At 62.2% G+C, this 23,790-nt stretch carries 17 protein-coding genes; 6 read left to right on the forward strand and 11 right to left on the reverse strand.

Going from position 1 to position 23,790, the window contains the following annotated elements; all coding sequences use genetic code 11:
- A complete protein-coding gene (locus tag RWK44_RS20660; protein ID WP_017962120.1) occupies positions 1-1,023 on the reverse strand; it encodes a FecR family protein in 1,023 nt (340 codons plus the stop codon).
- A gap of 253 nt (positions 1,024-1,276) precedes the next feature.
- On the opposite strand from RWK44_RS20660, the gene RWK44_RS20665 reads away from it, so the two are divergent.
- Genes RWK44_RS20665 through RWK44_RS20690 form a run of 6 tightly spaced genes read left to right on the forward strand, consistent with a single transcriptional unit; the run spans position 1,277 to position 7,258 of the window.
- Positions 1,277-2,530: a sarcosine oxidase subunit beta family protein gene (locus RWK44_RS20665; protein ID WP_017962119.1), complete on the forward strand. Its 1,254-nt coding sequence runs from the start codon at positions 1,277-1,279 to the stop codon at positions 2,528-2,530.
- A complete protein-coding gene (locus RWK44_RS20670) occupies positions 2,530-2,931 on the forward strand; it encodes a hypothetical protein (protein ID WP_017962118.1) in 402 nt (133 codons plus the stop codon). The genes RWK44_RS20665 and RWK44_RS20670 overlap by 1 nt, the downstream gene beginning before the upstream one ends.
- 12 nt (positions 2,932-2,943) lie before the next feature.
- Positions 2,944-3,285 (forward strand): sarcosine oxidase subunit delta, encoded by a 342-nt coding sequence (locus RWK44_RS20675; protein ID WP_017962117.1) that lies wholly within the window; start codon positions 2,944-2,946, stop codon positions 3,283-3,285.
- Positions 3,282-6,275: a sarcosine oxidase subunit alpha gene (locus RWK44_RS20680; protein WP_131641695.1), complete on the forward strand. Its 2,994-nt coding sequence runs from the start codon at positions 3,282-3,284 to the stop codon at positions 6,273-6,275. The genes RWK44_RS20675 and RWK44_RS20680 overlap by 4 nt, the downstream gene beginning before the upstream one ends.
- Complete coding sequence (locus RWK44_RS20685; RefSeq protein WP_077979485.1) at positions 6,268-6,816, forward strand: sarcosine oxidase subunit gamma; 549 nt, start codon at positions 6,268-6,270, stop codon at positions 6,814-6,816. Before RWK44_RS20680 ends, RWK44_RS20685 begins: the two co-directional genes overlap by 8 nt.
- Positions 6,817-6,859: 43 nt before the next feature.
- Positions 6,860-7,258 carry a VOC family protein gene (locus RWK44_RS20690; RefSeq protein WP_316029322.1) on the forward strand — a complete coding sequence of 133 codons (399 nt, stop codon included), beginning with the start codon at positions 6,860-6,862 and terminating at the stop codon, positions 7,256-7,258.
- A gap of 15 nt (positions 7,259-7,273) precedes the next feature.
- Here the strand turns inward: RWK44_RS20690 and RWK44_RS20695 are convergent, their stop codons facing one another.
- The 10 genes from RWK44_RS20695 to RWK44_RS20740 all read right to left on the reverse strand — a co-directional run bounded on the left by RWK44_RS20695 (position 7,274) and on the right by RWK44_RS20740 (position 23,767).
- On the reverse strand, positions 7,274-7,762 hold the full coding sequence (locus RWK44_RS20695; RefSeq protein WP_027667785.1) for a MaoC family dehydratase: 489 nt from the start codon (positions 7,760-7,762) through the stop codon (positions 7,274-7,276).
- A 90-nt stretch (positions 7,763-7,852) separates the two neighbouring features.
- A complete protein-coding gene (glgX, locus tag RWK44_RS20700) occupies positions 7,853-9,829 on the reverse strand; it encodes a glycogen debranching protein GlgX (RefSeq protein ID WP_221999762.1) in 1,977 nt (658 codons plus the stop codon).
- A 13-nt stretch (positions 9,830-9,842) separates the two neighbouring features.
- Positions 9,843-11,474 (reverse strand): alpha-D-glucose phosphate-specific phosphoglucomutase, encoded by a 1,632-nt coding sequence (locus RWK44_RS20705; RefSeq protein WP_316029323.1) that lies wholly within the window; start codon positions 11,472-11,474, stop codon positions 9,843-9,845.
- A gap of 6 nt (positions 11,475-11,480) precedes the next feature.
- Positions 11,481-12,923, reverse strand: a complete 1,443-nt coding sequence (glgA, locus tag RWK44_RS20710) for a glycogen synthase GlgA (protein WP_316029324.1) — start codon at positions 12,921-12,923, stop codon at positions 11,481-11,483.
- A gap of 3 nt (positions 12,924-12,926) precedes the next feature.
- Positions 12,927-14,189: a glucose-1-phosphate adenylyltransferase gene (gene glgC, locus RWK44_RS20715; protein ID WP_018497547.1), complete on the reverse strand. Its 1,263-nt coding sequence runs from the start codon at positions 14,187-14,189 to the stop codon at positions 12,927-12,929.
- Between the two features lie 19 nt (positions 14,190-14,208).
- Positions 14,209-16,416, reverse strand: coding sequence for a 1,4-alpha-glucan branching protein GlgB (glgB, locus tag RWK44_RS20720; protein ID WP_316029325.1), 2,208 nt, complete (start codon positions 16,414-16,416; stop codon positions 14,209-14,211).
- Positions 16,413-18,875 (reverse strand): glycogen/starch/alpha-glucan phosphorylase, encoded by a 2,463-nt coding sequence (locus RWK44_RS20725; RefSeq protein ID WP_020051640.1) that lies wholly within the window; start codon positions 18,873-18,875, stop codon positions 16,413-16,415. The genes glgB and RWK44_RS20725 overlap by 4 nt, the downstream gene beginning before the upstream one ends.
- A gap of 276 nt (positions 18,876-19,151) precedes the next feature.
- Positions 19,152-20,351, reverse strand: coding sequence for a vWA domain-containing protein (locus tag RWK44_RS20730; protein ID WP_221999757.1), 1,200 nt, complete (start codon positions 20,349-20,351; stop codon positions 19,152-19,154).
- A gap of 114 nt (positions 20,352-20,465) precedes the next feature.
- Positions 20,466-21,353, reverse strand: a complete 888-nt coding sequence (locus RWK44_RS20735) for a transglutaminase family protein (protein ID WP_168283095.1) — start codon at positions 21,351-21,353, stop codon at positions 20,466-20,468.
- The gene (locus RWK44_RS20740) at positions 21,350-23,767 is read right to left on the reverse strand and encodes a circularly permuted type 2 ATP-grasp protein (RefSeq protein ID WP_316029326.1); all 2,418 of its coding nucleotides are present in this window, start codon (positions 23,765-23,767) and stop codon (positions 21,350-21,352) included. The genes RWK44_RS20735 and RWK44_RS20740 overlap by 4 nt, the downstream gene beginning before the upstream one ends.
- Positions 23,768-23,790 lie beyond the last annotated feature (23 nt).

The following is a 23,790-nucleotide window of genomic DNA, read 5'->3' on the forward strand; positions in this document are numbered from 1 at the left end:
TCAGCGACCGCGATTGAAATTATGACCCCTGTCGTGGTTCCGATCGTTGTCGTGATCGCGATCTCTATCATGGTGGCGCTCGTGCCCCCGATGATCCAAACCGTGATTTCCGGGCTTGCCGTCATCGTCATGCCGGCCATGGCCATCATGCTTGTCGGGCCTGTCCGGTTTGTCATGATGGGGCTTATCGTGGTGCGGCCTGTCATGATGAGGCTTGTCATGATGCGGCTTGTCGGGCTTGTTCGGTCGCTCCTTTTGCGGCTCGGCCTGTCTCTGTGGCGGATCCTGCCTTTGCGGAGCAGGCGCAACTGCCGGTGGAGGCCGCGTTCTGTCTTTTCTTTCCGGCGCAACGGAGGCCATATTGCAGCCGCCGAGCATGCCGATGCCGCCCGCAAGTCGCTGATTGCCGGAGAGGAAGGGTAGGGCGCGCTGATTTCCGAGCGTCGCGAGGATGCTGGGGTCGACCCGGCGTGCCGCGGACATATCGCCATTCGGCTTGGCCACCACGCAATCGCAGCGTTGCTGCAACTGCCGGCAGCCGCCGGGGCCGCAGAAACGGGCAGCACCATTCAGCAACACGATGGCGGTCGTGCCATCCGGGCCGACGTAGAAATCGAAAGCGGTGCCACGTACGCCGATCGTGCCGGCGGGAGTCAGGATCTGGTAGGCCGAGGAGTTGGAATTGCCGCTGACCCAGCGGAATGTGCCCTTTGCCGCCCTAATCGTCAGTTTCTTGACCGATTGGGAATCATCGAAGACATATTTGTCGATCACGACCGACGAACCCCAGCCGACCGCGAGCTTCGTGCCGTCACGAAACACGAATTGGCCAAGCCCCGATTGCGACGTCTTGATGCGTTCGTTGCGATGAACGCGGGTGTCGACCTCGATCGGCCCACTCTGTCCCGTCACCTGCGTCTTGACGACGACGGCCTGGCCGACCGGCTCGGCGGCGAGCGCCGGCCATGCGCCGTTTAACGCGATGCAAAGCGTCGCGACTGATACTGAGCGCCAACCCCACATGATACACATACCCCACAACATGTGATTGTTAACATTTTAGTAATTGCTTGTCTTCTAACCCTCTTGGGTTAGGCGGCCGGTCGACGGACAAGCAGAAACGCTGCCGCTTGCCTCATTCGCCTGAAGCGGCATTCTCTTCAGCGTGTCGAAACCAAAGCTCTCGCGCGTCGCAAAAGAACCGTTGTGCCGCATTTGGATTTGCGATTTGTATGAGCGCGGAGAACAAGCCCTTTCCCGAAGGAGAAGAAGGCGGATGCGGAAATATTCGGTTTTTGCCGTGGCACGGGAGGCCCTTCGCGGCCACAGGGGCTGGGAGAAGCAATGGAATTCGCCTGAGCCGCGCGCCGAATACGACGTCGTCATCATCGGCGGCGGCGGCCACGGGCTGGGTGCTGCCTACTATCTCGCCAAGGAGCATGGCATTACCAATGTGGCGGTGATCGAGAAGGGCTGGCTCGGTGGCGGCAATACCGGGCGCAACACCACCATCATCCGCTCGAACTATCTCTACGAAGAGAGCATGCACATCTACGAGCATTCGATGAAGCTCTGGGAGGGGCTTTCCCAGGAGCTCAACTACAATGTGATGTATTCGCCGCGCGGCGTGATGATGCTCTCGCACAATATTCACGACCAGCAGTCCTTCAAACGGCATATCCATGCCAACCGGCTCTACGGCATCGATAATGAATGGCTGACGCCGGAGCAGGCGAAGGCCTATTGTCCGCCGCTCGATATCTCGGCCAGCGCGCGCTACCCGATCAACGGGGCGGCACTGCAGCGGCGCGGCGGCACGGCCAGGCACGACGCGGTTGCCTGGGGTTATGCGCGGGCGGCCTCAGACCGCGGGGTTCACATCATCCAGAATTGTGAAGTGACCGGCATCCGGCGCGGTCCGGACGGACGGGTAACCGGGGTCGAGACCTCGCGCGGCTTCATCGGCGCCAAAAAGATCGCCGTCTCTGCGGCCGGCCATACGACAACCATCATGCAGATGGCTGGTGTGCGCGTGCCGCTGCAATCGAGCCCTCTACAGGCGCTGGTCTCCGAGCCGCTGAAGCCGATCTTTCCCTGTGTCGTCATGTCGAACACGGTGCATGCCTATATCTCCCAGTCCGACAAGGGAGAGCTCGTCATCGGCGCCGGCACCGACCAGTATAATTCCTATTCCCAGACCGGCGGGCTGCAGATCATCACGCACACGCTCGACGCCATCTGCGAGCTCTTCCCGATGTTCCGGCGCGTCAAGATGATGCGGCAATGGGGCGGCATCGTCGACAATACGCCGGATCGTTCGGCGATCCAGTCGAAGACGCCGGTTCCCGGGCTTTACGTCAATTGTGGCTGGGGTACCGGCGGCTTCAAGGCGACGCCGGGCTCGGCCAATCTCTTCGCGCATCTGATTGCTCGCGACGAGCCGCACAAATTCAACGCCGGGCTGACGTTGGAGCGCTTCCGCAGCGGCCGGCTCATCGACGAAGCGGCGGCGGCGGCGGTGGCGCACTGATGTGGACGGCGGCTTTCCTGACGATCGGGATCAGCGGCGCGGCAATGCCGGCCGGTGACGTCTTTCCCGGCGTCGGGGATTTCCGCCTGCAGGAGATCCACAGGGCTGCCGGCGAAAGCGAATGGCCCTTCGTTGCCGAGAGCGGCACGCTGCTTTGCGCGATGGTCCTGCGCCAGCCAGCCGTCTATTTCGTGCCTGATGTCGGCGAAACGCCGGGACGTGCCTTCGTGATCGACAACGATATCGCCAAGATGGCCTTTGCGAACATCGGCATGACCGGTGTGCTGGAGCCCTATGACAATTTCGAACAGCTTCTCAAGCGCCTCATCCCCTATGTGACGATGGGAAAGCGTCTCTGCAATCAACCTCCTGGAACCAATGTTTCCGGATCGGAACTCTAAGACGGGTAACACATGCTGCTGATCTATTGCCCCTACTGTCAGGAAGAGCGCTCCGAGCTCGAATTCCGTGGCGCGGGTGACGCGCATATCGCGCGGCCCGCCGACATCGCCTCGATCTCGGACGAGGAATTCGAGGCCTATTTCTTTCTGCGCGACAATCCGAAGGGGCTGATCTTCGAACGCTGGCGGCACATCCACGGCTGCGGGCGCTTCTTCAATGCGGCGCGCGATACGGTGACCGACAAGTTCATCGTGACCTACAAGGCGGGTGAGCCGAAGCCTGAGATCGGCACGGCGGCCCAGCAGCATGGGCCTGTCGAAACATATGAAGCCGTGGAAGGAGAGGCGCAATGAGCGGCGTGAACCGTATCGCCGGCAAGGGGCGCCTGACACCGGCCAGAACCGCGCGCTTCAGCTTCGACGGCAAGAGCTATACAGCGCTCGAAGGCGATACCGTCGCCTCGGCGCTGATCGCCAATGGCGTGCATCTTGTCGGTCGTTCGTTCAAATATCACCGGGCCCGGGGCATTCTGTCGGCAGGCGCCGAGGAGCCGAATGCGCTTATCGACGTTTCCCGCGATACGGCGCGCAAACAGCCGAACGTGCGCGCCACCGTGCAGGAAGTCTTCGACGGCATGATCGTCAGCTCGCAGAACCGCTGGCCCTCGCTTGCCTTCGACATCGGCGCGGTCAACAACCTGATGTCGCCGTTCTTCGCGGCCGGTTTCTACTACAAGACCTTCATGTGGCCGCGCGCCGCCTGGAAACACGTCTATGAACCATTCATCCGCCGCGCCGCCGGCCTCGGCGTCGCGCCGACGGAGGAGGATCCGGACCACTATGCCAGCCGCTATGCGCATTGCGACGTGCTGGTGGTCGGCGCCGGCGTGGCCGGGCTTTCGGCGGCGCTGGCTGCGGCCGAGACCGGTGCCCGGGTGATCCTTTGCGACGAGCAGGCGGAAGCGGGCGGCGCATTGCGTTACGGCGCCAGCATCAGGATCGACGGCGAGGACGGCAATAGCTGGGCGCAGAAGACCGTGGCGCGGCTGAAGGCGATGGACAATGTCGAGGTGCTGGTCCGCACGACAGCTTTCGGCTACTACAACCACAATTTCGTCGGTCTTGCCGAGCGCGTCACCGATCATATCGCCAAACCTACCCGCGATCTGCCGCGCGAGCGGCTTTGGCAGGTCCGGGCGAAGCGCGTGATCCTTGCCACCGGTGCGATCGAGCGGCACATGGTATTTCCGAACAACGACCGGCCGGGCATCATGCTCGCCTCGGCGGGGCGGATGTATCTCAATCATTACGGCGTCGCCGTCGGGACCAAGGTCGGCATCTACACGGCGCATGATTCGGCCTACGAGGCGGCCTTCGATCTGAAACGATCGGGTGTTTCGATTGCCGCCATCGTCGATAGCAGGCAGGCGCCGGGAGCGGCAGTGCTGGCGGAGGCGCGTGCGCTCGGCATCGATGTTCTGGCCGGCCAATCGGTCGTCAACACGTCGGGGCGGCTGCGCATCTCGTCGATGACGGTGGCTCGCAACGGCGGCAGTTCGCCGCGCAAGATCGCGGTCGATGCGCTGCTGGTTTCGGCCGGCTGGACGCCGTCCGTCCATCTGTTCTCGCAGTCGCGCGGCAAAGTGGCCTTCGATGCAGAAAGCCAGCGTTTCCTGCCCGGCTCCTATGCGCAGGACTGCCTCTCGGTCGGCGCCTGCAACGGCACCGACGATCTGCAGCGGACGATCGAGGAATCGCTTGCCGCCGGCGAGCTGATGGCGCAGGCCACCGGCAGAAGCAGCGGCGAGAAGATCGCAATTTCGGCCGAGCAGGCTTATGACTGGACGGGCGGCATGATCGGCGCTGCCGAAGGCGCCGGGCCGAAGACCAATGCCAAGGCCTTCATCGACTTCCAGCACGACGTCTGCGCCAAGGATATCCGCCTTGCCGTGCGCGAGGGCATGCATTCGATCGAGCATATCAAGCGCTTCACGACCAACGGTATGGCCTCGGACCAAGGCAAGCTCTCCAACATGCATGGCCTGGCGATCGCCGCCGAAATGCTCGGCAAGGAAATCCCGCAGGTCGGGCTCACCACTTTCCGTGCGCCCTATACGCCGGTCACCTATGGTACGCTGGTCGGCCATTCGCGCGGAGAGCTGTTCGATCCGACACGCAAGACGCCGCTGCACGCCTGGGAAGAAGCTCATGGCGCGGTCTTCGAGGATGTCGGCAACTGGAAGCGCGCCTGGTTCTATCCACAGGCCGGCGAGAGCATGCACCAGGCGGTCGCTCGCGAATGCCGGACGGCACGCGAGGCGGCCGGTATCTTCGACGCCTCGACGCTCGGCAAGATCGAGGTGGTGGGACCGGATGCGGCGGAATTCCTAAACCTCATCTACACCAATGCCTGGGATACGCTGAAGCCCGGCAAGGCCCGCTACGGTATCATGACCCGCGAGGACGGCTTCGTTTATGACGACGGCGTTGTCGGACGCCTGGCGGACGACCGTTTTCATGTGACGACGACGACCGGCGGCGCGCCGCGTGTTCTCCATCACATGGAAGATTACCTGCAGACGGAATTCCCGCATCTGAAGGTTTGGCTGACCTCGGTAACCGAACAATGGGCTGTTATCGCCGTGCAGGGACCGAAGGCGCGCGAGATCGTCGCGCCGCTGGTCGAAGGACTCGATCTTTCGAACGAAGCCTTCCCGCATATGAGCGTTGCCGAGTGCACGGTCTGCGGGGTGCCGGCACGGCTCTTCCGCGTCTCCTTCACCGGCGAAACCGGCTTCGAAATCAATGTGCCGGCCGATTACGGCCAGTCGGTGCTCGAAGCGGTCTGGGCCAATGCCGAACCGCTCGGTGCCTGCGTCTACGGTACGGAGACGATGCACGTTCTTCGCGCCGAGAAGGGTTACATCATCGTCGGGCAGGATACCGATGGGACCGTGACCCCCGATGACGCCGGACTTTCCTGGGCGGTTTCGAAGAAAAAGACGGATTTCGTCGGCATTCGCGGGCTGAAGCGGCCGGACCTCGTCAGGGACGGACGCAAGCAGCTCGTCGGCCTCGTCACCAAAGATCCGAAGCTGGTGCTCGAAGAAGGCGCGCAGATCGTCGCGAGCCCGAACGAGCCGAAGCCGATGACCATGCTCGGCCACGTCACATCGGCCTATTGGTCGGAAAATTGCGGCCGGTCGATCGCGTTTGCGCTCGTCGCCGGCGGCCGGGCGCGGATGGGCGAGACGCTCTATGTGCCGATGCCGGACCGGACGATCGCCGTCGAAGTGACGGATCTGGTATTCTTTGACAAGGAAGGGGGCCGCATCCATGGCTGATGTCGCAATTCGCAAACCGGCGCTTGCCGGACGTTTCGGCGGCTCCGCAGCGGTGCGGCTGACGACCGCTCCCACTGCCAGCCGGGTGGCGCTGCGCGCGCCGGCGGAATCGCTTGCAGCACTTTCCTCTGCTCTCGGCCTGGCGCTGCCGGATGCCCCGAAGACATCCGGCCGGGCCGGCGCCCGATCGGCGCTCTGGATTGGGCCGGACGAGTGGTTGGTGATCGACGAGGCCGGCGCCGATCTGATGGCAACACTTTCCGGTGCCGGCACGCTGCATTCGGCGACCGACGTTTCCCACCGCAATGTCGCGATCATCGTCTCGGGACCGGGTTCGGAGGCGACGCTTTCGGCCGGTTGCCCGCAGGATCTGTCGCTTTCTTCCTTTCCGGTCGGGGCTGCATCGCGCACGGTGTTCGGCAAAGCGGAAATCGTGCTTTTCCGTACGGAAGAAGACACGTTCCGAGTGGAGTGCTGGCGGTCGTTTTCGGATTATGTCTTCGGGCTGCTGAACGAGGCGGCTGAAGACGCGGGGCACTGAGTCTCAGCCATCGCGGGCGTGTGCTCATTCAAGGAGTAAGCGAATGCTGCACCATGCCTCCCTCGGCGTTTCCGACATCGAGTGGTCTGCGGCATTTTACGATGCCGCCCTCGCCGCGCTCGGTTATGTCAGGGTCTGGGACGATATCAGGCCGGGACAAACGGGGCAGGCCGTCGGCTACGGCCTTCCCGGCGGCGGAGATAAACTGGCGATCAAGCATCGCCCGGATGGCCAGCGTGCGGCCGGTCCCGGCTTTCATCTCGCATTTGCTGCGCCGAATCGGCAGGCGGTCGATCGGTTTCATGCGGCGGCAATCGCGCATGGCGGCAGTGACAATGGCCGCCCCGGCCTGCGGCCCCATTACGGTGAACACTATTATGCTGCGTTCGTCATGGATCTCGACGGACACGCTCTCGAAGCCGTGTTCAATTCAGCCGAGTAACAAAAGCAGTCTTGTTCAGACGTCCTCGGGACGGTCCTTCGGGTCGAATTGGATGATGGTGATCCATTTTGCCGTCAGCGCCGGCTTCTTCTCGTTTTCGATCTCGATCGTGACGTCATAGGTGGTCATCAGCATGCCGGCGCCGCGGAAGCGGGCTTCGGAAAGCAGGAAGCGGCCGCGGACACGGGCGCCGCTTTTCACCGGCGTCATGAAGCGGACGCGATCGAAGCCGTAATTGATGCCGAGGGTCTGTTCGCGCACTTTCGGCAGGCAGTTGTAGTTCATCGTCGACAGCAGAGACAGGGTCAGGAAGCCGTGGGCGATGGTACCGCCGAACGGGCTCTCGGCCGCCGCGCGCTCAGGATCGACGTGGATGAACTGATGGTCGTCGGTCGCCGACGCGAAGGCGTCGATCATCGTCTGGTCGACGGTGACCCAATCCGAAAGGCCCGTCTCCATGCCGATCAATCCCCGCACGTCGGAGAGAGAAATTTCCGTGACCATGAATTCCTCGTGAAATAAGCCGCTGCGGCAAAGCCTTATCGTGCATTTGTGACGATTGCGACAAGGATTTGCGCAAGCGAGGGGAGGCGATCAATTTTCTACGAAAAAGGCAATCGAGCGCGGCCCAACGGTTGCGCGGCCACCGGGTTTCTTCGCTCCATCCGGGGTCAACTGGCGCCAGCCCGGTTCGCCCTCAGAAGGCAGCGTGAAAAATTGGCGGCTTCCCGAGCGGTTGAAAAGCACACCGAGCCGGGTCTGCCTGCCGCGAGCGGAACGGTCACCGGTCGATAGCAGCATGCCGAGGGTGGAGAGCGACGGCGTCTCCCATTCGGCAACGGTCATCGGCTCGCCGGAGAGCGAAATCCATTCGACATCGCCGTTTCCTGACAGGAAGTCCCTTTCGGAGAAGACGGTGAAGCGGCGCCGCAGCCCCGCAACGAAGGCGGTGTGGGCGATGAGATCCCCGTCCAACGCTTTCCAGTCCAGCCAGGTGATCTCGTTATCCTGGCAATAGGCGTTGTTGTTGCCGTGCTGGCTGCGGCCGCCCTCGTCGCCCGCCGTCAGCATGATGCTGCCGCGGGTGGCAAAAAGCGTTGAGATCAGCGCCATCACATCGTCCCGGCGGCGCTTGCGGATCGTCGGATAGACGGTTTCGCCTTCGACACCATTGTTCCAGGAATGGTTCTCGTTATGGCCGTCGCGATTGTGTTCGCCGTTGGCGTCGTTGTGCTTTCCGGTATAGGAGACGAGATCGATCAGCGTGAAGCCGTCATGGGCGGCGAGGAAATTGACGCTGCGCGTTTCCCGGCCGTCGTTGCGCGAGAAGATGTCGGAGGAGCCGGCGAGTGCGGTTGCCAGCGCGCCGGTCTTCCAATCGTCGCCGCGCCAGTAGCAGCGCAGGTCGTCGCGAACCCGGTCGTTCCATTCAAGGAAGGGCGGCGGGAAATTGCCGAGCTGGTAACCGCCGGGGCCAATATCCCAGGGTTCGGCGATCATGATCCGGTCGGCAAGCACATCGTCGGAGAGGATCGCGGCCAGTGTTCCGTCGCGTTCAAAACCCGTCGCGGTGCGGCCGAGCACCGGGGCGAGATCGAAGCGAAAACCGTCGACGCCGGCGTTGAGCACGAAATGGCGCAGGCTGTCGATGACGAGGCGGCGGACTTCAGGATGATCGCAGGCGAGCGTGTTGCCGGTGCCTGTGTCGTTGACGAGTTCGCCCGGGCAATTCTGAGCGTGGCGATAATAATGCACGTTGTCGAGGCCGCGCAGCGACAGCGTCGCGCCGTAACGGTCGCTCTCGCCGGTATGATTGAAGACGAGGTCGAGGATGACGGCAATGCCTTCGGCATGGAGGGCCGCGACCGTCTCGCGCAGCTCCGTCATGCCGCCGGGGACGAGCCGCGGATCGAGCGCCATGAAGGCGACGGGATTGTAGCCCCAGCCGTTGGTGAGGCCGAGCGGTGGCAGATGGCGTTCGTCGATCCAGGCGGTGATCGGCATCAGTTCGACGGCGTCGACACCGATCCGTTTCAGATGCGCGACGACGGAGGGATGGGCAAGCGCTGCGACCGTGCCGCGTTGAGCCTCCGGTACGTCGGGATGAAGAACGGTGAAGGGCCGCACCGCCACCTCATAGATAAAGCCGCCCGGCTTGAACAGCGGCTTGCCGATCGCGGCTCGGGTATCCGTGGTGACAATCGCCTTCGGCATCAGAACCTGGCTGTCCTCGCCATAGATGCCGAGGCGGGGATCGTAGCGGAACGGCCTGTCGATCTCCTTGGCGTAGGGATCGATCAGCAGTTTGGAAGGATCGTACCAGAGGCCGTTATCGGGCGCATAGATACCGTCGGCGCGATAGCCGTAGCGCGCGCCCTCCTTCAGTCCGTCGACAAAGAGACGATGGAAGTAGTTGCTGTCGCGCGCCATCGGCAGGCGCGCGAATTCCCTGTGGCCGTCATCCTCGAAGAGGCAGAGTTCGATTTGTGCGGCATGATGCGACCACACGGCAAATTCGACGCCGGTCTCGAAGACGATCGCGCCGGCCTGCGCCGAACTGCTTCCCCGCATGTTTCCCCCCGGATCAGGTGATCACGGTTGGCGCATCGCGTCCCGTGCGTTCACGAATGCTGGCTATGCTTTCGGCGGCGGCGATCAGATCGGCGAGCGCTTCCTGCGTTTCGATGTTGTGGCGAGTCGAATCCGGCTCGTAGCGCTCGATATAGACACGCAAGGTTGCGCCAGACGTGCCGGTGCCGGACAGGCGAAAGACGACGCGCGAACCGCCCTCGAAGAGCACACGGACACCTTGGTGGTCACTCACCGATTTGTCGATCGGATCGTGGTAGGCGAAGTCGTCCGCCTTCTCCACCTTCAGGCTGCCGAAGCTCTTGCCGGGCAGGGTGGGAAGCTGGCTGCGGAGATTATCCACCAGGCCGTTCGCCGCATCGGTGTCGAGGCCTTCGTAATCATGGCGCGAATAATAATTGCGGCCGTAGGTCTGCCAGTGCTGGGTGACGATATCGGCGACGCTCTCGCCGCGCACGGCAAGAATGTTCAGCCATAGCAGCACGGCCCAGAGGCCATCCTTTTCGCGGACGTGACTGGAGCCGGTGCCGGAGCTTTCCTCACCGCAGATCGTCGCCATGCCGGCGTCGAGCAGGTTGCCGAAGAACTTCCAGCCGGTCGGCGTCTCGTACATGCCGATGCCGCGCTTTTCGGCGACGCGGTCGGCAGCACCCGATGTCGGCATCGAACGGGCGATGCCGGCAAGGCCGCCGGAATAGCCGGGGGCGAGATTGGCGTTGGCGGCAAGGATCGCCAGGCTGTCGGAAGGCGTGACAAAGATGCCGCGGCCGATAATGAGATTGCGGTCGCCGTCGCCGTCGGAAGCGGCGCCGAAATCGGGCGCGTCATCGCCCATCATCTCATCGAAGAGCTCCTTGCAGTGCACCGGGTTCGGGTCCGGGTGATGGCCGCCGAAATCCGGCAGCGGCATGAAATTGCGCACCGAACCCGAGGGAGCGCCGAGACGATTTTCGAAGATTTCCTTGGCATAGGGGCCGGTGACGGCGCTCATCCCATCGAAGGCAATGCGGAAGCCGAGGCTGATCAGATTGCGGATGGCGCCGAAATCGAACAGCTCTTCCATCAGCGCGGCATAATCCTCGACCGGGTCGATGACCGAGAGAATCGTGCCGCCGGGAAGCTCGTCCTTGCCGATGCGGTCGAGATTGACGTCGGCGAAATCGGCGATCTTGTAGCTGTCGATCGTCTTGGAGCGCGCATAGATCGCGTCGGTGATCTTTTCCGGCGCCGGGCCGCCATTGTTGATGTTGTATTTGATGCCGAAGTCTTCGCTCGGGCCGCCGGGATTGTGGCTGGCGGAGAGGATGATGCCGCCAAAAGCCTTGTATTTGCGGATGATGTGGGAAGCGGCCGGCGTCGACAGGATACCGCCCTTGCCGACCATGACCTTGCCGAAGCCATTGGCCGCGGCCATCTTGACCGCCTTCTGAATGACCTCGCGATTGTAGTAGCGTCCGTCGCCGCCGATGACGAGGCACTTGCCCTGATAGCCTTCCAGCGAATCGAAGATCGACTGGATGAAGTTCTCTGCATAGTTCGGCTGCTGGAAGACCGGAACCTTCTTGCGCAGGCCCGACGTGCCGGGTTTCTGGTCCAGATAGGGCGTGGTGGGGACGGACTTGATCATTTTAGGTCACATGCCTTTCGAGACGAGGCTTGAATAGAGGGCAGCGTAGCGTTCGGCGCTCTTCTCCCAGGAGACATCCGATTTCATGCCCTGCTTTTGCAATTGGGTCCAGAGTTTTCGGTCCTGATAAAAATGCATCGCACGGCGGATTGCCTGTAGCATGCCTGTTTCGGTCACGGGGGCAAATTGTATGCCGGTTGCGACTTTCGCTGCAAGTGCGGCGTGATTGGCGTCGATCACGGTGTCGTTCAAACCGCCGGTGCGGGCGACGATCGGCACGCAGCCGTAACGCAGGCCGTAAAGCTGGGTCAGGCCGCAGGGTTCGAAGCGCGAGGGGATGATGATCGCATCGCAGCCGGCCTGCATCAGGTGCGACATCGGCTCGTTATAACCGATCGAGACGCCGACGCGGCCGGGATGGCGGCTGGCGGAGGCGAGCAGCGCGCCTTCGAGGGCGGCTTCGCCGGAGCCGAGCACGACGAGCTTGCCGCCCATGGCGACGATTTCATCGGCGACGTTGGCGACGATATCCATGCCCTTCTGCCAGGTGAGACGGCTGATGACGCAGAAGATCGGGGCGTCGTCATTGTCGAGATGGAAGAATTCGGCGATCGAGCGACGGTTCTCCTCGCGGTTCTTCAGCGTCGTCGGGCCATAATGGGTGTGGACGACAGGATCGGTCGCCGGGTTCCAGATATCGGTGTCGATGCCGTTGACGATGCCGTGCAGATCGTCGATGCGGCTGGCGATGACGCCCTCGAGCCCCATGCCGAATTCCGACGTCAGGATCTCATCGGCATAGGTGGGGCTGACCGTCGTGATCGCATGGGCGGTCTTCATGCCGCCCTTGAGGAAGCCGACGGTGCCGTAATATTCGATGCTTTCGGTGGCGAAGGCATGGGCAGGCAGGCGCAAGCCGGGAAAGATCTCGGAACCGAACTGGCCCTGGAAGGCGATGTTGTGGATGGTCAGCACGCTCGGCAGTTCCGGCGTCGGATAATAGCGCATATAGACCGACGTCAGGGCCGCCTGCCAGTCGTGAGTGTGGACGAGATCCGGCCGCCAGCCGGGCAGCAGGCCGGCGGCGATCTCGGAGGCGGCGAGCGACAGGGCGGCGAAACGGCGCCAGTTGTCGGGATAGTCCTTGCCGAGCGGATCGAGATAGGGCCCGCCCGGCCTGTCATAATAGGCCGGCGCATCGAGGATGAGCAGATCGAGCCCCTCGTGCTGGACCTCGAGCACGGTCGCCCGCTCACCGAGCAGGTCGGGGAATTCGAGCCTGACGACCGGGTCGCGAATGACCTTCATGACGGCGGGATAGCCGGGCAGAAGGGTCTTGGTCTCGACCCCGAAGGCTTTCAGAGTAATCGGCAGGGCGCCGGACACATCGGCCAGACCCCCTGTCTTGATCAAAGGGAAGACTTCGGACGAAACCGAAAGAACTTTCATAAGTCAGATATCCAGCTTGTCGATCATCGGTTGCGTGATCAGGCAGATGCCGCTTTCCGTCCGCCGGAAGCGCTTGGCATCGAGCTCGGGATCCTCGCCGACGACCAGGCCTTCCGGAATGACAACACCATGGTCGATCACCACATTCTTGAGCTGCGCGCGGCGTCCGATCTTCACGTTCGGCAGAATGACCGCCCCTTCCATCTTGGAGAAGGAATTGGCCCTGACACCGGTGAAGAGCAGGCTGTTGTTGAGCATGGCGCCAGAGATGATGCAGTCGCCTGACACGACGGAGGAGGTGGCCGAGCCGCGGCGATCCTCGTCGTCATGGACGAATTTCGCCGGCGGAGTGATCTCGGCATAGGTCCAGATCGGCCAGGACTTGTCGTAGATGTCGAGCTCCGGAACGATCGCCGTCAGGTCGATATTGGCCTGCCAATAGGCATCGATCGTACCGACGTCGCGCCAATAGGGCTCGTGCTCGAAATCGGAACGGACGCAGGACTTGGCGAAGCGGTGGGCAACAGCCTTACCGTTCTTGACGATATAGGGGATGATGTCCTTGCCGAAGTCGCGGCTCGAGGTCGGATCGGCGGCGTCCCGGCGCAGCGCATCGAGCAGGAACTTGGTGTGGAAGACGTAGATGCCCATCGAGGCGAGGGCGAAATCCGGCTTGTCGGGAATGGGCGGCGGATCGGCCGGTTTCTCGACGAAGGCGATGATCTCGTCCTTGTCGTTGACATGCATGACGCCGAAGCCGACCGCTTCCATGCGCGGCACTTCCAGGCAGCCGATGGTAACGTCAGCGCCGGAATCGACGTGCTGCTGCAGCATCCATTCATAGTCCATCTTGTAGACGTGGTCGCCGGCAAGAATGACCATGTATTCGACGCCGTAATCCTGGATGATGTCGATGTTCTGATAGACGGCGTCGGCCGTGCCTTCATACCATTGCGTCTCGGAGACGCGCTGGCTGGCGGGCAGAATATCGAAGCTCTCGTTACGCTCGGGGCGGAAGAAGTTCCAGCCGCGCTGCATGTGGCGGATCAGCGAGTGCGCCTTGTATTGCGTCGCAACGCCAATGCGGCGGATGCCGGAATTCAGGGCGTTCGACAGGGCGAAATCGATGATGCGGGCCTTGCCGCCGAAATAGACGGCCGGCTTGGCACGCCGGTCTGTGAGTTCCTTGAGACGGCTTCCCCTACCGCCTGCCAGAACATAAGCCATTGCATCGCGGGCAAGTGGCTGAACGCGCTTTTCTACCATTTTCTCCTCCCACCAGTCACTAATTTTCAGGTTCAAGCATGATTGTCGCCAGGGGCGGCAAGGTGATCGAGCAGGTGATGTCGCCGCCGGCATCGACGGCCTGCACGCGCCCGCCATTGCCCTTGCCGCTGCCGCCGTAGATGTCGGCATCGGTGTTCAGGATTTCCCGCCAGCGCCCTGCGGACGGCAGGCGGATCGAGTAATTCTCGCGATAGACAGGGGTGAAATTGGTGATCACGGCGACCGGCTTCTGGCCCGGCGCCTTGCGCAGCCAGGCAAAGACGGAATTCTGGTGGTCGTCGGCGACCAGCCATTCGAAACCTTCGCCCTCGCAGTCACGCTCATGCAGCGCCGGCTTGCTGCGATAGGTGAAATTGAGGTCGCGCACCAGGCGCCGCATGCCCTCGTGCATACGATATTGAAGCAGGTTCCAGTCGAGTGCCTTCTCTTCGCTCCACTCGCTCCATTGGGCAAATTCCTGGCCCATGAACAGCAGCTTCTTGCCGGGATAGCCCCACATATAGGCGTAGTAGGCGCGCAGATTGGCGAACTTCTGCCAGTCGTCGCCCGGCATCTTGGCGATCAGCGAGCCTTTTCCATGGACAACCTCGTCATGCGAGAGCGGCAGGACGAAATTTTCCGAATAGGCGTAGAGCAGGCCGAAGGTGAGCTCGTTGTGATGGTGCCCGCGATAGATGGGATCGCGGCTCATGTAGCTCAGCGTGTCGTGCATGAAGCCCATGTTCCACTTGAAGCCGAAGCCGAGGCCGCCTTCATGGACGGGTTGCGAGACCTTCGGCCAGGAGGTCGATTCCTCGGCGATGGTCATGACGTTGGAATTTTTGCCGTAGATGCGGATGTTGAGATCCTGCAGAAAACGGACCGCTTCGAGGTTCTCGTTGCCGCCATATTCGTTCGGGATCCATTCGCCGTGCTTGCGCGAATAATCGAGGTAGAGCATCGAGGCGACGGCATCGACACGCAGGCCGTCGAGGTGGAACTTTTCGGCCCAGTAGAGCGCGTTGTTGACGAGATAGGAAACGACCTCGGTGCGGCCGAAATTGTAGATCGCCGTGCTCCAGTCCGGATGGAAGCCCTTGCGCGGGTCTTCGTGCTCATAGAGTGCCGTGCCGTCGAACCAGCCGAGGCCGTGTTCGTCGGTCGGAAAATGCGCCGGCACCCAGTCGAGGATGACGCCGATTCCGACCTTGTGGCAGCCGTTGACGAAACGGGCAAAACCCTCCGGCTCGCCGAAACGGGCGGTCGGCGCGTAGAGGCCGGTCGTCTGGTAACCCCAGGAGGGATCGTAGGGGTGCTCGGTGATCGGCAGGAATTCGATATGGGTGAAGCCCATATCAGCGCAATAGGGGATGAGGCTGGAGGCGAGCTCGTCCCAGGACAGCATCATGCCGTCCTGCCGGCGCTGCCAAGAGGCGGCGTGCACCTCGTAGATCGAGATCGGCTGGCGGCGCTTGTCGGTCTCGCGCCAGTGCTTCAGATGGGCCTCGTCTTCCCACTCCTGCTCCAGCTCGGCGGCGGTGATCGAGGCGGTCTTCGGCCGCAGCTCGCTGCGCCGTGCAAAGGGATCGGCCTTCAGCGGCAGCAATACGCCGTCCTGGCCGCGGATCTCGAACTTGTAGGCAACGCCGATCGCTACATCAGGGGCAAAGATTTCCCAGATGCCGCTGTCTGCACGGAAGCGCATCACGTGGCGGCGACCGTCCCAATTGTTGAAATCACCGACGACCGAGACGCGCTGCGCGTTCGGCGCCCAGACGGCGAAATGGATGCCCTGGGCGCCGTCATGCTTGATGAGGTGGGCGCCCATCTTGTCGAACAGGCGCAGGTGCGAGCCCTCGCGAGCGAAATAATCGTCCATCGGTCCGAGCACCGGACCGAAGCTGTAGGGATCGGTGACGGCCCATTCGGCGTCGCCGCGCCGGGCGCGGTAACGCACCGGCTGGAGTTTGGTGAGGGAAACCGGGCCGGCGAAGACGCCGTCGGCATGGAGCTGATTCAGTTCGCCGATGGCGCCGCCGTCGAGCGTCATGGCGGTCACCTCCTCCGCGCCCGGGATGAAGCACCGGGCGACGAAAGCGTCGCCGGCCTGGTGCACACCTAGGACGGCAAAGGGATTCGAATGCGAGCCGGCGAGGATTGCCGTGATTTCATCTGCCGAAATTTCCCAGGAAAGTTTTACTTCAGGGACGGTTTTCGGCGTTTTCATCCGGCTCTCCAGATTTCGTCTGCATATTGCCTAATCGTCCGGTCGGAAGAGAACCAGCCCATCCGTGCCGTATTGTTGATCGTCTTGGTGTACCAGGCGGACTGGTTGGTCCAGATCTGGTCGACCTCGCGCTGGGCCTGGGCGTAGGCGTCGAAATCGGCCGCGACCATGAACCAATCGTGCGAATAGATGCCGTCGATCAGCGACGTATAGCGGTTGCGGTCATCGGGCGAGAAGACGCCGGAGCCGATGGCGGCAAGCGCCTGGGCGAGTTCGCGCGATCCCTCGATGATGGCGCGCGGATTGTGGCCATCGCTACGGACTTTCGACACCTCGTCGGCCTTGAGGCCGAAGATGACGATGTTGTCCTCGCCGACATTGTCGCGCATCTCGACATTGGCACCATCGAGCGTGCCGATCGTCAGCGCGCCATTGAGGCCGAACTTCATGTTGCCGGTGCCGGATGCTTCCATGCCGGCGGTCGAGATCTGCTCAGAGAGGTCGGCGGCCGGAACCATGACTTCGGCGAGAGAGACATTGTAGTTCGGGACGAAGACGATCTTCAGCAGACCGCGTACCGACGGGTCGTTGTTGATGGTGCGGGAGACGTCGTTGATCAGCTTGATGATGAGCTTGGCATTGTAGTAACTCGGCGCCGCCTTGCCGGCGAAGAGTTTCACGCGCGGCACCCAGTCGAGCTCCGGATGCGAGCGGATCTGGTCATAGAGCGCGACGGCCTCGATGATATTCAGCAGCTGGCGCTTGTATTCGTGGATGCGCTTGATCTGGATGTCGAACATCGCCGAGGGATCGAGCTTCACGCCCATGCGGCTGGCGACGAGGTTGGAGAGTGCCACCTTGTTGGCGCGCTTTATCGCTGCGAATTTCTGCTGGAAAGCCGGATCGGAGGAATGCACGTCGAGCGCACGCAGCTTTTCGGCATCATCGAGGAATTCGTCGCCGATCGCCTCGCGGATCAGGCCGGTGAGGCCGGGATTGCACTGCTGCAGCCAGCGGCGCGGCGTGATGCCGTTGGTCTTGTTGTTGATGCGGTCGGGATAGAGCTTGTGCAGATCGGCGAAGACCGTGACCTTCATCAGGTCGGTGTGCAGGGCCGAGACGCCGTTGATCGAATGCGAGCCGACGAAAGCGAGGTTGCCCATGCGCACACGGCGGTCGCCGCTTTCATCGATCAGCGAGATCGAGCGGATTTCCCCATCGGAGAAGTTCTTGCCCTTACGGGCGTCGATCAGGATCTTGGCATTGATCGCATAGATGATCTGCATGTGGCGCGGCAGCAGGCGCTCGAACAGCGGCACCGCCCAGCTTTCCAGCGCTTCGGGCAGAAGCGTGTGGTTGGTGTAGGAGAAGGTGTGGCGGGTGATGTCCCAGGCCTGGTCGAAATCCATCCCGTGTACGTCACAGAGCAGGCGCACGAGTTCGGCGACCGAGACGGCGGGGTGAGTGTCGTTCAGCTGGATCGCCACCTTGTCCGGCAGCGAGGTGAAATCGTCATATTGCTGCAGATGGCGGCGCAGGATGTCCTGCAGCGAGGCCGACGAGAAGAAGAATTCCTGGCGCAGGCGCAGCTCCTGGCCGGCCGGGGTGGCGTCGGCAGGATAGAGAACCCGGGTCAAGCTTTCGGCCTTGTTGCTTTCGCGCAGCGCCCCGATGTGGTCGCCGGCGTTGAAGGCATCGAGCAGGATCGGATCGATCGGCTGCGCCGACCAGAGGCGCAGCGTGTTGACGCGCTTGCCACGCCAGCCGACGGCCGGCGTGTCGAAGGCGGCGGCGATGACGCGCTCGGCCGGTTTCCAGACGTAGCGCGGCTGGTCGTCATGGGTGGTGATGAATTCGACGGCGCCGCCGAAGCCGATTTCATAGGCGCTTTCGCGGCGCTCGAATTCCCAGGGATTGCCGTGGGCGAGCCAGTTTTCCGGCAATTCCACCTGCCAGCCGTCTGCCAGCTGCTGGCGGAAGAGGCCGTGGACATAGCGGATGCCGTAGCCATAGGCCGGAACCTCGACCGTCGCCATGCTCTCCATGAAACAGGCAGCCAGCCGGCCGAGGCCGCCGTTGCCGAGTGCGGCGTCCGGCTCCAGGCCGGCAATGACGTTGACGTCGACGCCGAGCGAGGCGAGCGCATCGCGCACCTCCTCCATCAGGCCGAGGTTCGAGATGGCGTCGCGCATCAGGCGGCCGATCAGGAATTCGAGAGAAAGATAATAGACGCGCTTGGCGCCAGTCGCATAAACCTCGCGGGTGGAAGCCATCCACTTGTCGATGATGCGGTCGCGCACCACCAGGATGGTCGCGGTCAGCCAGTCATGCGGCTTCGCCACCTTGGCATCCTTGCCGATGCGGTAGGTCAGACGTTCGATAATTTCTTCAGCGAGAATTTCCGGCCTTGAACTGCGAGGGGCGGGGGAGGGGATGATCGGCTTGGAAACAGTGTTCATCGTCAGGTCTCGCCAATTTTAATTTGGTTTCAGGATGTTATGCCTGATTCAATCAATTTGTCGCTTGCACCAGCGACAGTTTATGCATCGTTACTAAGCACTTGCAACAAAGGATTTGGACAAACGAAAAATTTGCGAAACCTTCATATTCACGCGGGTCAAGGGGGTTGATTTCAATCGCTTTTCCCGATCTGATGCGCCGAACGAGCACAACGAAAAGCCGCTCCGGTTTGTTCCGGTGCGGCTTTTTTCTAAGTTGAACTTTGGGCTGAGCATTCAGTTGGTCAGCAGTGTGACAGCCTTCGTCGCCTCTTTTGCAATGCTGGTAAAGGACGCCACCAGCTTCTCCATCGTTTCGGCTTCATAATAGTTTCCGCCCGGCGAAGCGCAGTACTGGAGCAACTGCTTGCCCCTGTCCGGTGCCATGAAGGCGACGGTAAAGATCTTGATGCCGGCTGTTTTGGTCGCGTCGCACTGGTTGCGCACGTTCTGGTCGAACGAACTTTGCCATTCGCCTGTGTTGCCGGTCATTTCGCCGTCGGTCATCAGGATGATGTACCGAGATACAATTGTGTTGCCTTTGGTAGCATGCGCTTGAGTCTCAACATCAGAGCTGTCCGAGGCTTTGGCAATAGAAAGAGTTGCCTGTCTCATCGGTTCGGTGGCGTCGGTGCCCCCGCTTGCTGTAATTCCGCTCACATAAGTTGCAGTCGTCGCCGTACCCCAGGCCATACCGCTCATGCTTTTGATCTGGGTCTTTTGCCAATCCTTATAAATCAGACCGTTATTGTAAGAATAGGCACCCGTGCGTACGAGGCTGTGATCCGGATCGGCGGTGTCCAATGCATCAAAGAGGGCATCGGCAGCCTTTTTGAGCGCGTCGATCTTCGTGACGTAGCTTTTGCAATTCTTACCATTATAAGTCGCGCAGGTAGTCGTCTTTTCGCCCATCGAACCCGATTGGTCGAGGACCAGTTCCATCGAGAGAGCGGTCTTGGTATCGCTCGTGCCGCTCGAAGTCGAAGTCGAGGCGCCGATATTCAGCGTCTTGTAGCCAAGAACGCTCATGAATGGCGTGGCGGCGATTCCATAAGAGGTCGCGACGGTAACCTTATAGCTCTTGCTTGTTGCCGTCGTGCTGACGTCGATGTCGACGCTTGTTCCAGCCTTAATGCTGCTGATGGCGTCGGTGTCGACATGATTGGCCATCTGGCCGCTTACGAAGTCTTTGGCTATGGCCTCGGCGTCAGCAGTGGTCGAAGCCGCCCCGCTGGCGAGTGCGGTCGCTGCCGCGAGAGCGGCCGAGTCGGTGGCTTCCTGCAGCTCGCGCTTCGACAGTGCCATGTTCGAATAGTCGATCGCCAGGCCGGCGGCACCGAGCAGGACGGGCATCATGATCGCCGTCATGATACCGAAATTACCGCCTCGATCGCTGAACATGCGATGCAGGCAGGGATGCAAAAAGGAGGTGTTCATCATGTTCACCCAACTGGAAACCCTGTGAGGTGATTTAGGCATGCTGCTTCTTTACGCGGCCCTTACGGCGTCAACGCAATTTTAACGAATCGTCGGATTTTTCCAGTTTTGGGATTATTTCAGCGGGATCACGTCGACCGCCTGGACGGCGCGTTGGCCGCCATAGCTTTTCAAGACGCCGATGACCGGAACGACGTCGGAATAGTCCCGGCCATAGGCGACGACGATGTGGTCCGTGCCGGCAGGGATGTTGTTGGTCGGGTCGAGCTCGATCCAGCCGATCGTCTCACCGCACCAGATCCTGACCCAGGCATGCATGGCGTCCGCGCCTTCCAGCCGTTCCTTGCCGGGCGGCGGGATGGTGCGCAGGAAACCGGAGACATAGCCGGCCGGAATGCCGAGGCTTCGGAGCGCCAGGATCATCACATGGGTGAAATCCTGGCAGACGCCGCTCTTCAGTTTGAACGCCTCGAGCGGCGTCGTGTCCACCGTCGTCGCGTCGGGATCGTAGGTGAAGTCCTTGTTGATTCGGGCACAGAGCGCATGGGCGATCTGCATCGCCGTCAGCTCAGGCGTCGCACACCTTCGCGCATAGTCGGCGATCTCGCGCGCTTCGGTGAGGCGCGGACTGTCGCCGAGGAAATGGTGCGGCGAGTCCGGCGCCAGCGACCACATGCCTGATAGCTCCTCCGGCAGGTCGGCAAGCAGTGGCGAGAAATCGGCGGCAATCGGCTGGCTTTCCACCTGCACGCGGGCCTGCATGCGAATGTCGAGCGTCTCGTGCGGCGCGCGCAGCAGGAAGGAGGTGGCGGGATGATGGAAGAAATCGACGAAATGCGACTGTTCGTCCGGCGAGGGCGAAATGGTGATCGATCCGGCGATCAGCCGCTGCCGATTGGCCAGCGACAGCGGCATCAGGCGCATGATGTGGCGGGCGCCGGAGGCCGGCGCGTCGTAGCTGTAACCCATGTGGAGGGAGAGATCGTAGAGCACGGCCGTCACCCGAGATAGGTCTGGGCGAGCAGATCGGAGAGCTGCTCCAATTCGCGTTCCAGTCGCTGATAGACCTCGACGCCCATGCCCTCCGGCGTCATCACCGCCAGGCCGGAATGGAGGCGCATCGCCTCGCGGTAGAAGGGCGACATCTGACCGTTGATCATGGCATTCGGCAGTTGTTCAACCTCGTGATGGATCTCGTTCACCTGGAAAAGGACCGAACGCGGGTTGAGCGGGTCGAGCGCCAAGAGGTCGGTGACAGTCAGCCGCGCGGTGTTGACGTTATAGCGGCGGCGATGAGTCATGACGCTGTCGCCGATCTCCAGCAGCATGTCGAGCGCGCCGTCAGGCGCTTCCGGGCCCGACATGTGGCCGAGCAGGCGCGTCATGTGCAGGCCGCGTTCGATATAGCGGCCGAGCGAAAGAAACCGCCAGCCGGTGAAGCGGTACATGTTTTCATGCATGAGGCCGGCGAAGCCTGCAAGCTTGCGTAAGAGGATCGTCATCGCGTGGCTGGCGTCGTCACCGGCAGCGACGGTGACGTGGAAGCGGCGCGCGGTCTTGGCGAGATCGTTGAGCGCCAGCCAGCCGTCCGGCGAGAAGCGATCGCGGATGTTGCTGGCCGAAAAGACCGCGCTGTCAATGTTGCGCAGCAGCGTTTCCGGCACGGCGTTGGCAGTATCGATATCGACGGCGGCAAGATAATCGGAGACGTCGGCGAGCAGCGGCTGGCTCGGGTCGGCGGCTTCGGCGAAACGGGCATGCCAGGCGCGCAGGATGCGCAACGCCCCTTCGGCGCGCTCGATGTAGCGGCCGAGCCAGAACAGATTGTCGGCCGCCCGGCTGGGCAAGCTGCCCGGCATGTTGCGGGTGAAGCTGCCTTCGGCGGGCAGCAGCGTATGGCGCTCGACCGGTTTGTCGCTGACGATCCAGACATCGGCCGCCGCACCACCGGATTGCATGGCGATCGCCGCGACATCGGCGCCGGAGCCGATGCGGGCAAAACCGCCGGGCATGATCTGCCAGCCGTTTGCCGTGCGGGCGGCAAAGACGCGCAGCGACATCGGCCGCGGCACGAGCTTGCCGTCTACCCAGGCGGGCGTCGTCGACAGCGTGACGACCTCCTGGCCGACAAGTTTCGGGCCGTCCGAACTCAGCCAGTCGGTGATCGAATCCTTGGCGGCCGCACGCAGCGACGAGCCGAGCACGGACTCGCCGTTGTCGTCGAAGAAGGGTGCACGGGAATAGGCCGGGCCGATCACCATCTTCTCAATGTTCTTCGCCACATGCTCGCGCTCTTCCTTCTGACCGCACCACCAGGTGGCGATCGAGGGCAATTGCAGATCCTCGCCAAGCAGATGGTGACAGATAGTCGGCATGAAGGCGAGAAGCGCCCGGGTTTCAAGAATGCCGGTGCCGAGCGCATTGACGATGGTGAGGCTTTCGGCGCGCAGCGCTTCCACGAGGCCGGGCGTGCCGATATGCGAATTCTGGTTGAGCTCCAGCGGGTCGGCAAAAGCCGAATCGAGACGGCGCCAGAGCACGCCGATCGGCTTCAGGCCGGCGACGGTGCGCACCATGACGCGGCCCTTGACGACAGTCAGGTCCTCGCCTTCGAGCAACATGAAGCCGAGATAGCGGGCGATGTAGGCGTGCTCGTAGTAGGTCTCGTTGGCGGGGCCGGGCGTCAGCACGGCGATACGGTCGTCGCCGGAATGTTTCATACCCTGAAGCGCATCCCGGAAGGCGCCAAAGAAGGAGGCAAGGCGATGGACCGGGGTTTCGGCATAGATATCCGAGAAGGCCCGGGTCGTCGCGACGCGGCTTTCCAGCGCGAAACCAGCGCCTGAGGGAGCCTGCGTCCTATCGGCGAGCACCCACCAGTTGCCGTCAGGCCCGCGGCCGATTTCGAAGGCGCAGAAATGCAGATAATGGCCGGATGCCGGCTTGATGCCGGCGAGCGGGCGCTGGAATTCGGGATTGGCGGCGATCAGTGCCGGCGGCAGGAACCCTTCCTCTACCAGCCGGTTGTCGCCGTAGATATCGGCGATGATCGCTTCCAGCAGGTCGGCGCGCTGGACGAGGCCCGCCGACAGCGTCTGCCATTCGCGCTCGTCGATCAGCACCGGGATATGCGAGATCGGCCAGGCTCGCTCGCCGGCGCCCTTGCTGCCATAGGCGCGATAGAAGACGCCGGCATCACGGAGATAGCGGTCGGCGCGGGCGAACCGCTCGGCGAGATCCTTTTCCGGCATTGCGCTCAGATGCGAGAGGAAATTCTGCCAGACGGGGCGGACGGCGCCGTCGTTGTCGACCATTTCATCGGCGGTATCGGGAAGCGGCGCATAGCCGAAAGCCGCATTCTTGGCGATGCGGTCCTCTGCCTCTTCCCTGCGCTCCACTGCCGGCTTCTTGCCCATCAAAACTTAAGCCTCAAACCCTC

The organism is Rhizobium sp. 25PS6 (assembly GCF_032464655.1).
GTDB lineage: Bacteria > Pseudomonadota > Alphaproteobacteria > Rhizobiales > Rhizobiaceae > Rhizobium > Rhizobium laguerreae.

Coding starts and splice junctions, on each gene's coding strand:
- glgA (WP_316029324.1), bottom strand. CDS start 12,923: ATGAAAGTTCTTTCGGTTTCGTCCGAAGTCTTCCCTTTGATCAAGACA.
- glgC (WP_018497547.1), bottom strand. CDS start 14,189: ATGGTAGAAAAGCGCGTTCAGCCACTTGCCCGCGATGCAATGGCTTAT.
- RWK44_RS20670 (WP_017962118.1), top strand. CDS start 2,530: ATGTGGACGGCGGCTTTCCTGACGATCGGGATCAGCGGCGCGGCAATG.
- RWK44_RS20660 (WP_017962120.1), bottom strand. CDS start 1,023: ATGTGGGGTTGGCGCTCAGTATCAGTCGCGACGCTTTGCATCGCGTTA.
- RWK44_RS20675 (WP_017962117.1), top strand. CDS start 2,944: ATGCTGCTGATCTATTGCCCCTACTGTCAGGAAGAGCGCTCCGAGCTC.
- glgX (WP_221999762.1), bottom strand. CDS start 9,829: ATGCGGGGAAGCAGTTCGGCGCAGGCCGGCGCGATCGTCTTCGAGACC.
- RWK44_RS20730 (WP_221999757.1), bottom strand. CDS start 20,351: ATGAACACCTCCTTTTTGCATCCCTGCCTGCATCGCATGTTCAGCGAT.
- RWK44_RS20690 (WP_316029322.1), top strand. CDS start 6,860: ATGCTGCACCATGCCTCCCTCGGCGTTTCCGACATCGAGTGGTCTGCG.
- RWK44_RS20685 (WP_077979485.1), top strand. CDS start 6,268: ATGGCTGATGTCGCAATTCGCAAACCGGCGCTTGCCGGACGTTTCGGC.
- RWK44_RS20665 (WP_017962119.1), top strand. CDS start 1,277: ATGCGGAAATATTCGGTTTTTGCCGTGGCACGGGAGGCCCTTCGCGGC.
- RWK44_RS20705 (WP_316029323.1), bottom strand. CDS start 11,474: ATGATCAAGTCCGTCCCCACCACGCCCTATCTGGACCAGAAACCCGGC.
- RWK44_RS20725 (WP_020051640.1), bottom strand. CDS start 18,875: ATGAACACTGTTTCCAAGCCGATCATCCCCTCCCCCGCCCCTCGCAGT.
- RWK44_RS20695 (WP_027667785.1), bottom strand. CDS start 7,762: ATGGTCACGGAAATTTCTCTCTCCGACGTGCGGGGATTGATCGGCATG.
- RWK44_RS20740 (WP_316029326.1), bottom strand. CDS start 23,767: ATGGGCAAGAAGCCGGCAGTGGAGCGCAGGGAAGAGGCAGAGGACCGC.
- glgB (WP_316029325.1), bottom strand. CDS start 16,416: ATGAAAACGCCGAAAACCGTCCCTGAAGTAAAACTTTCCTGGGAAATT.
- RWK44_RS20680 (WP_131641695.1), top strand. CDS start 3,282: ATGAGCGGCGTGAACCGTATCGCCGGCAAGGGGCGCCTGACACCGGCC.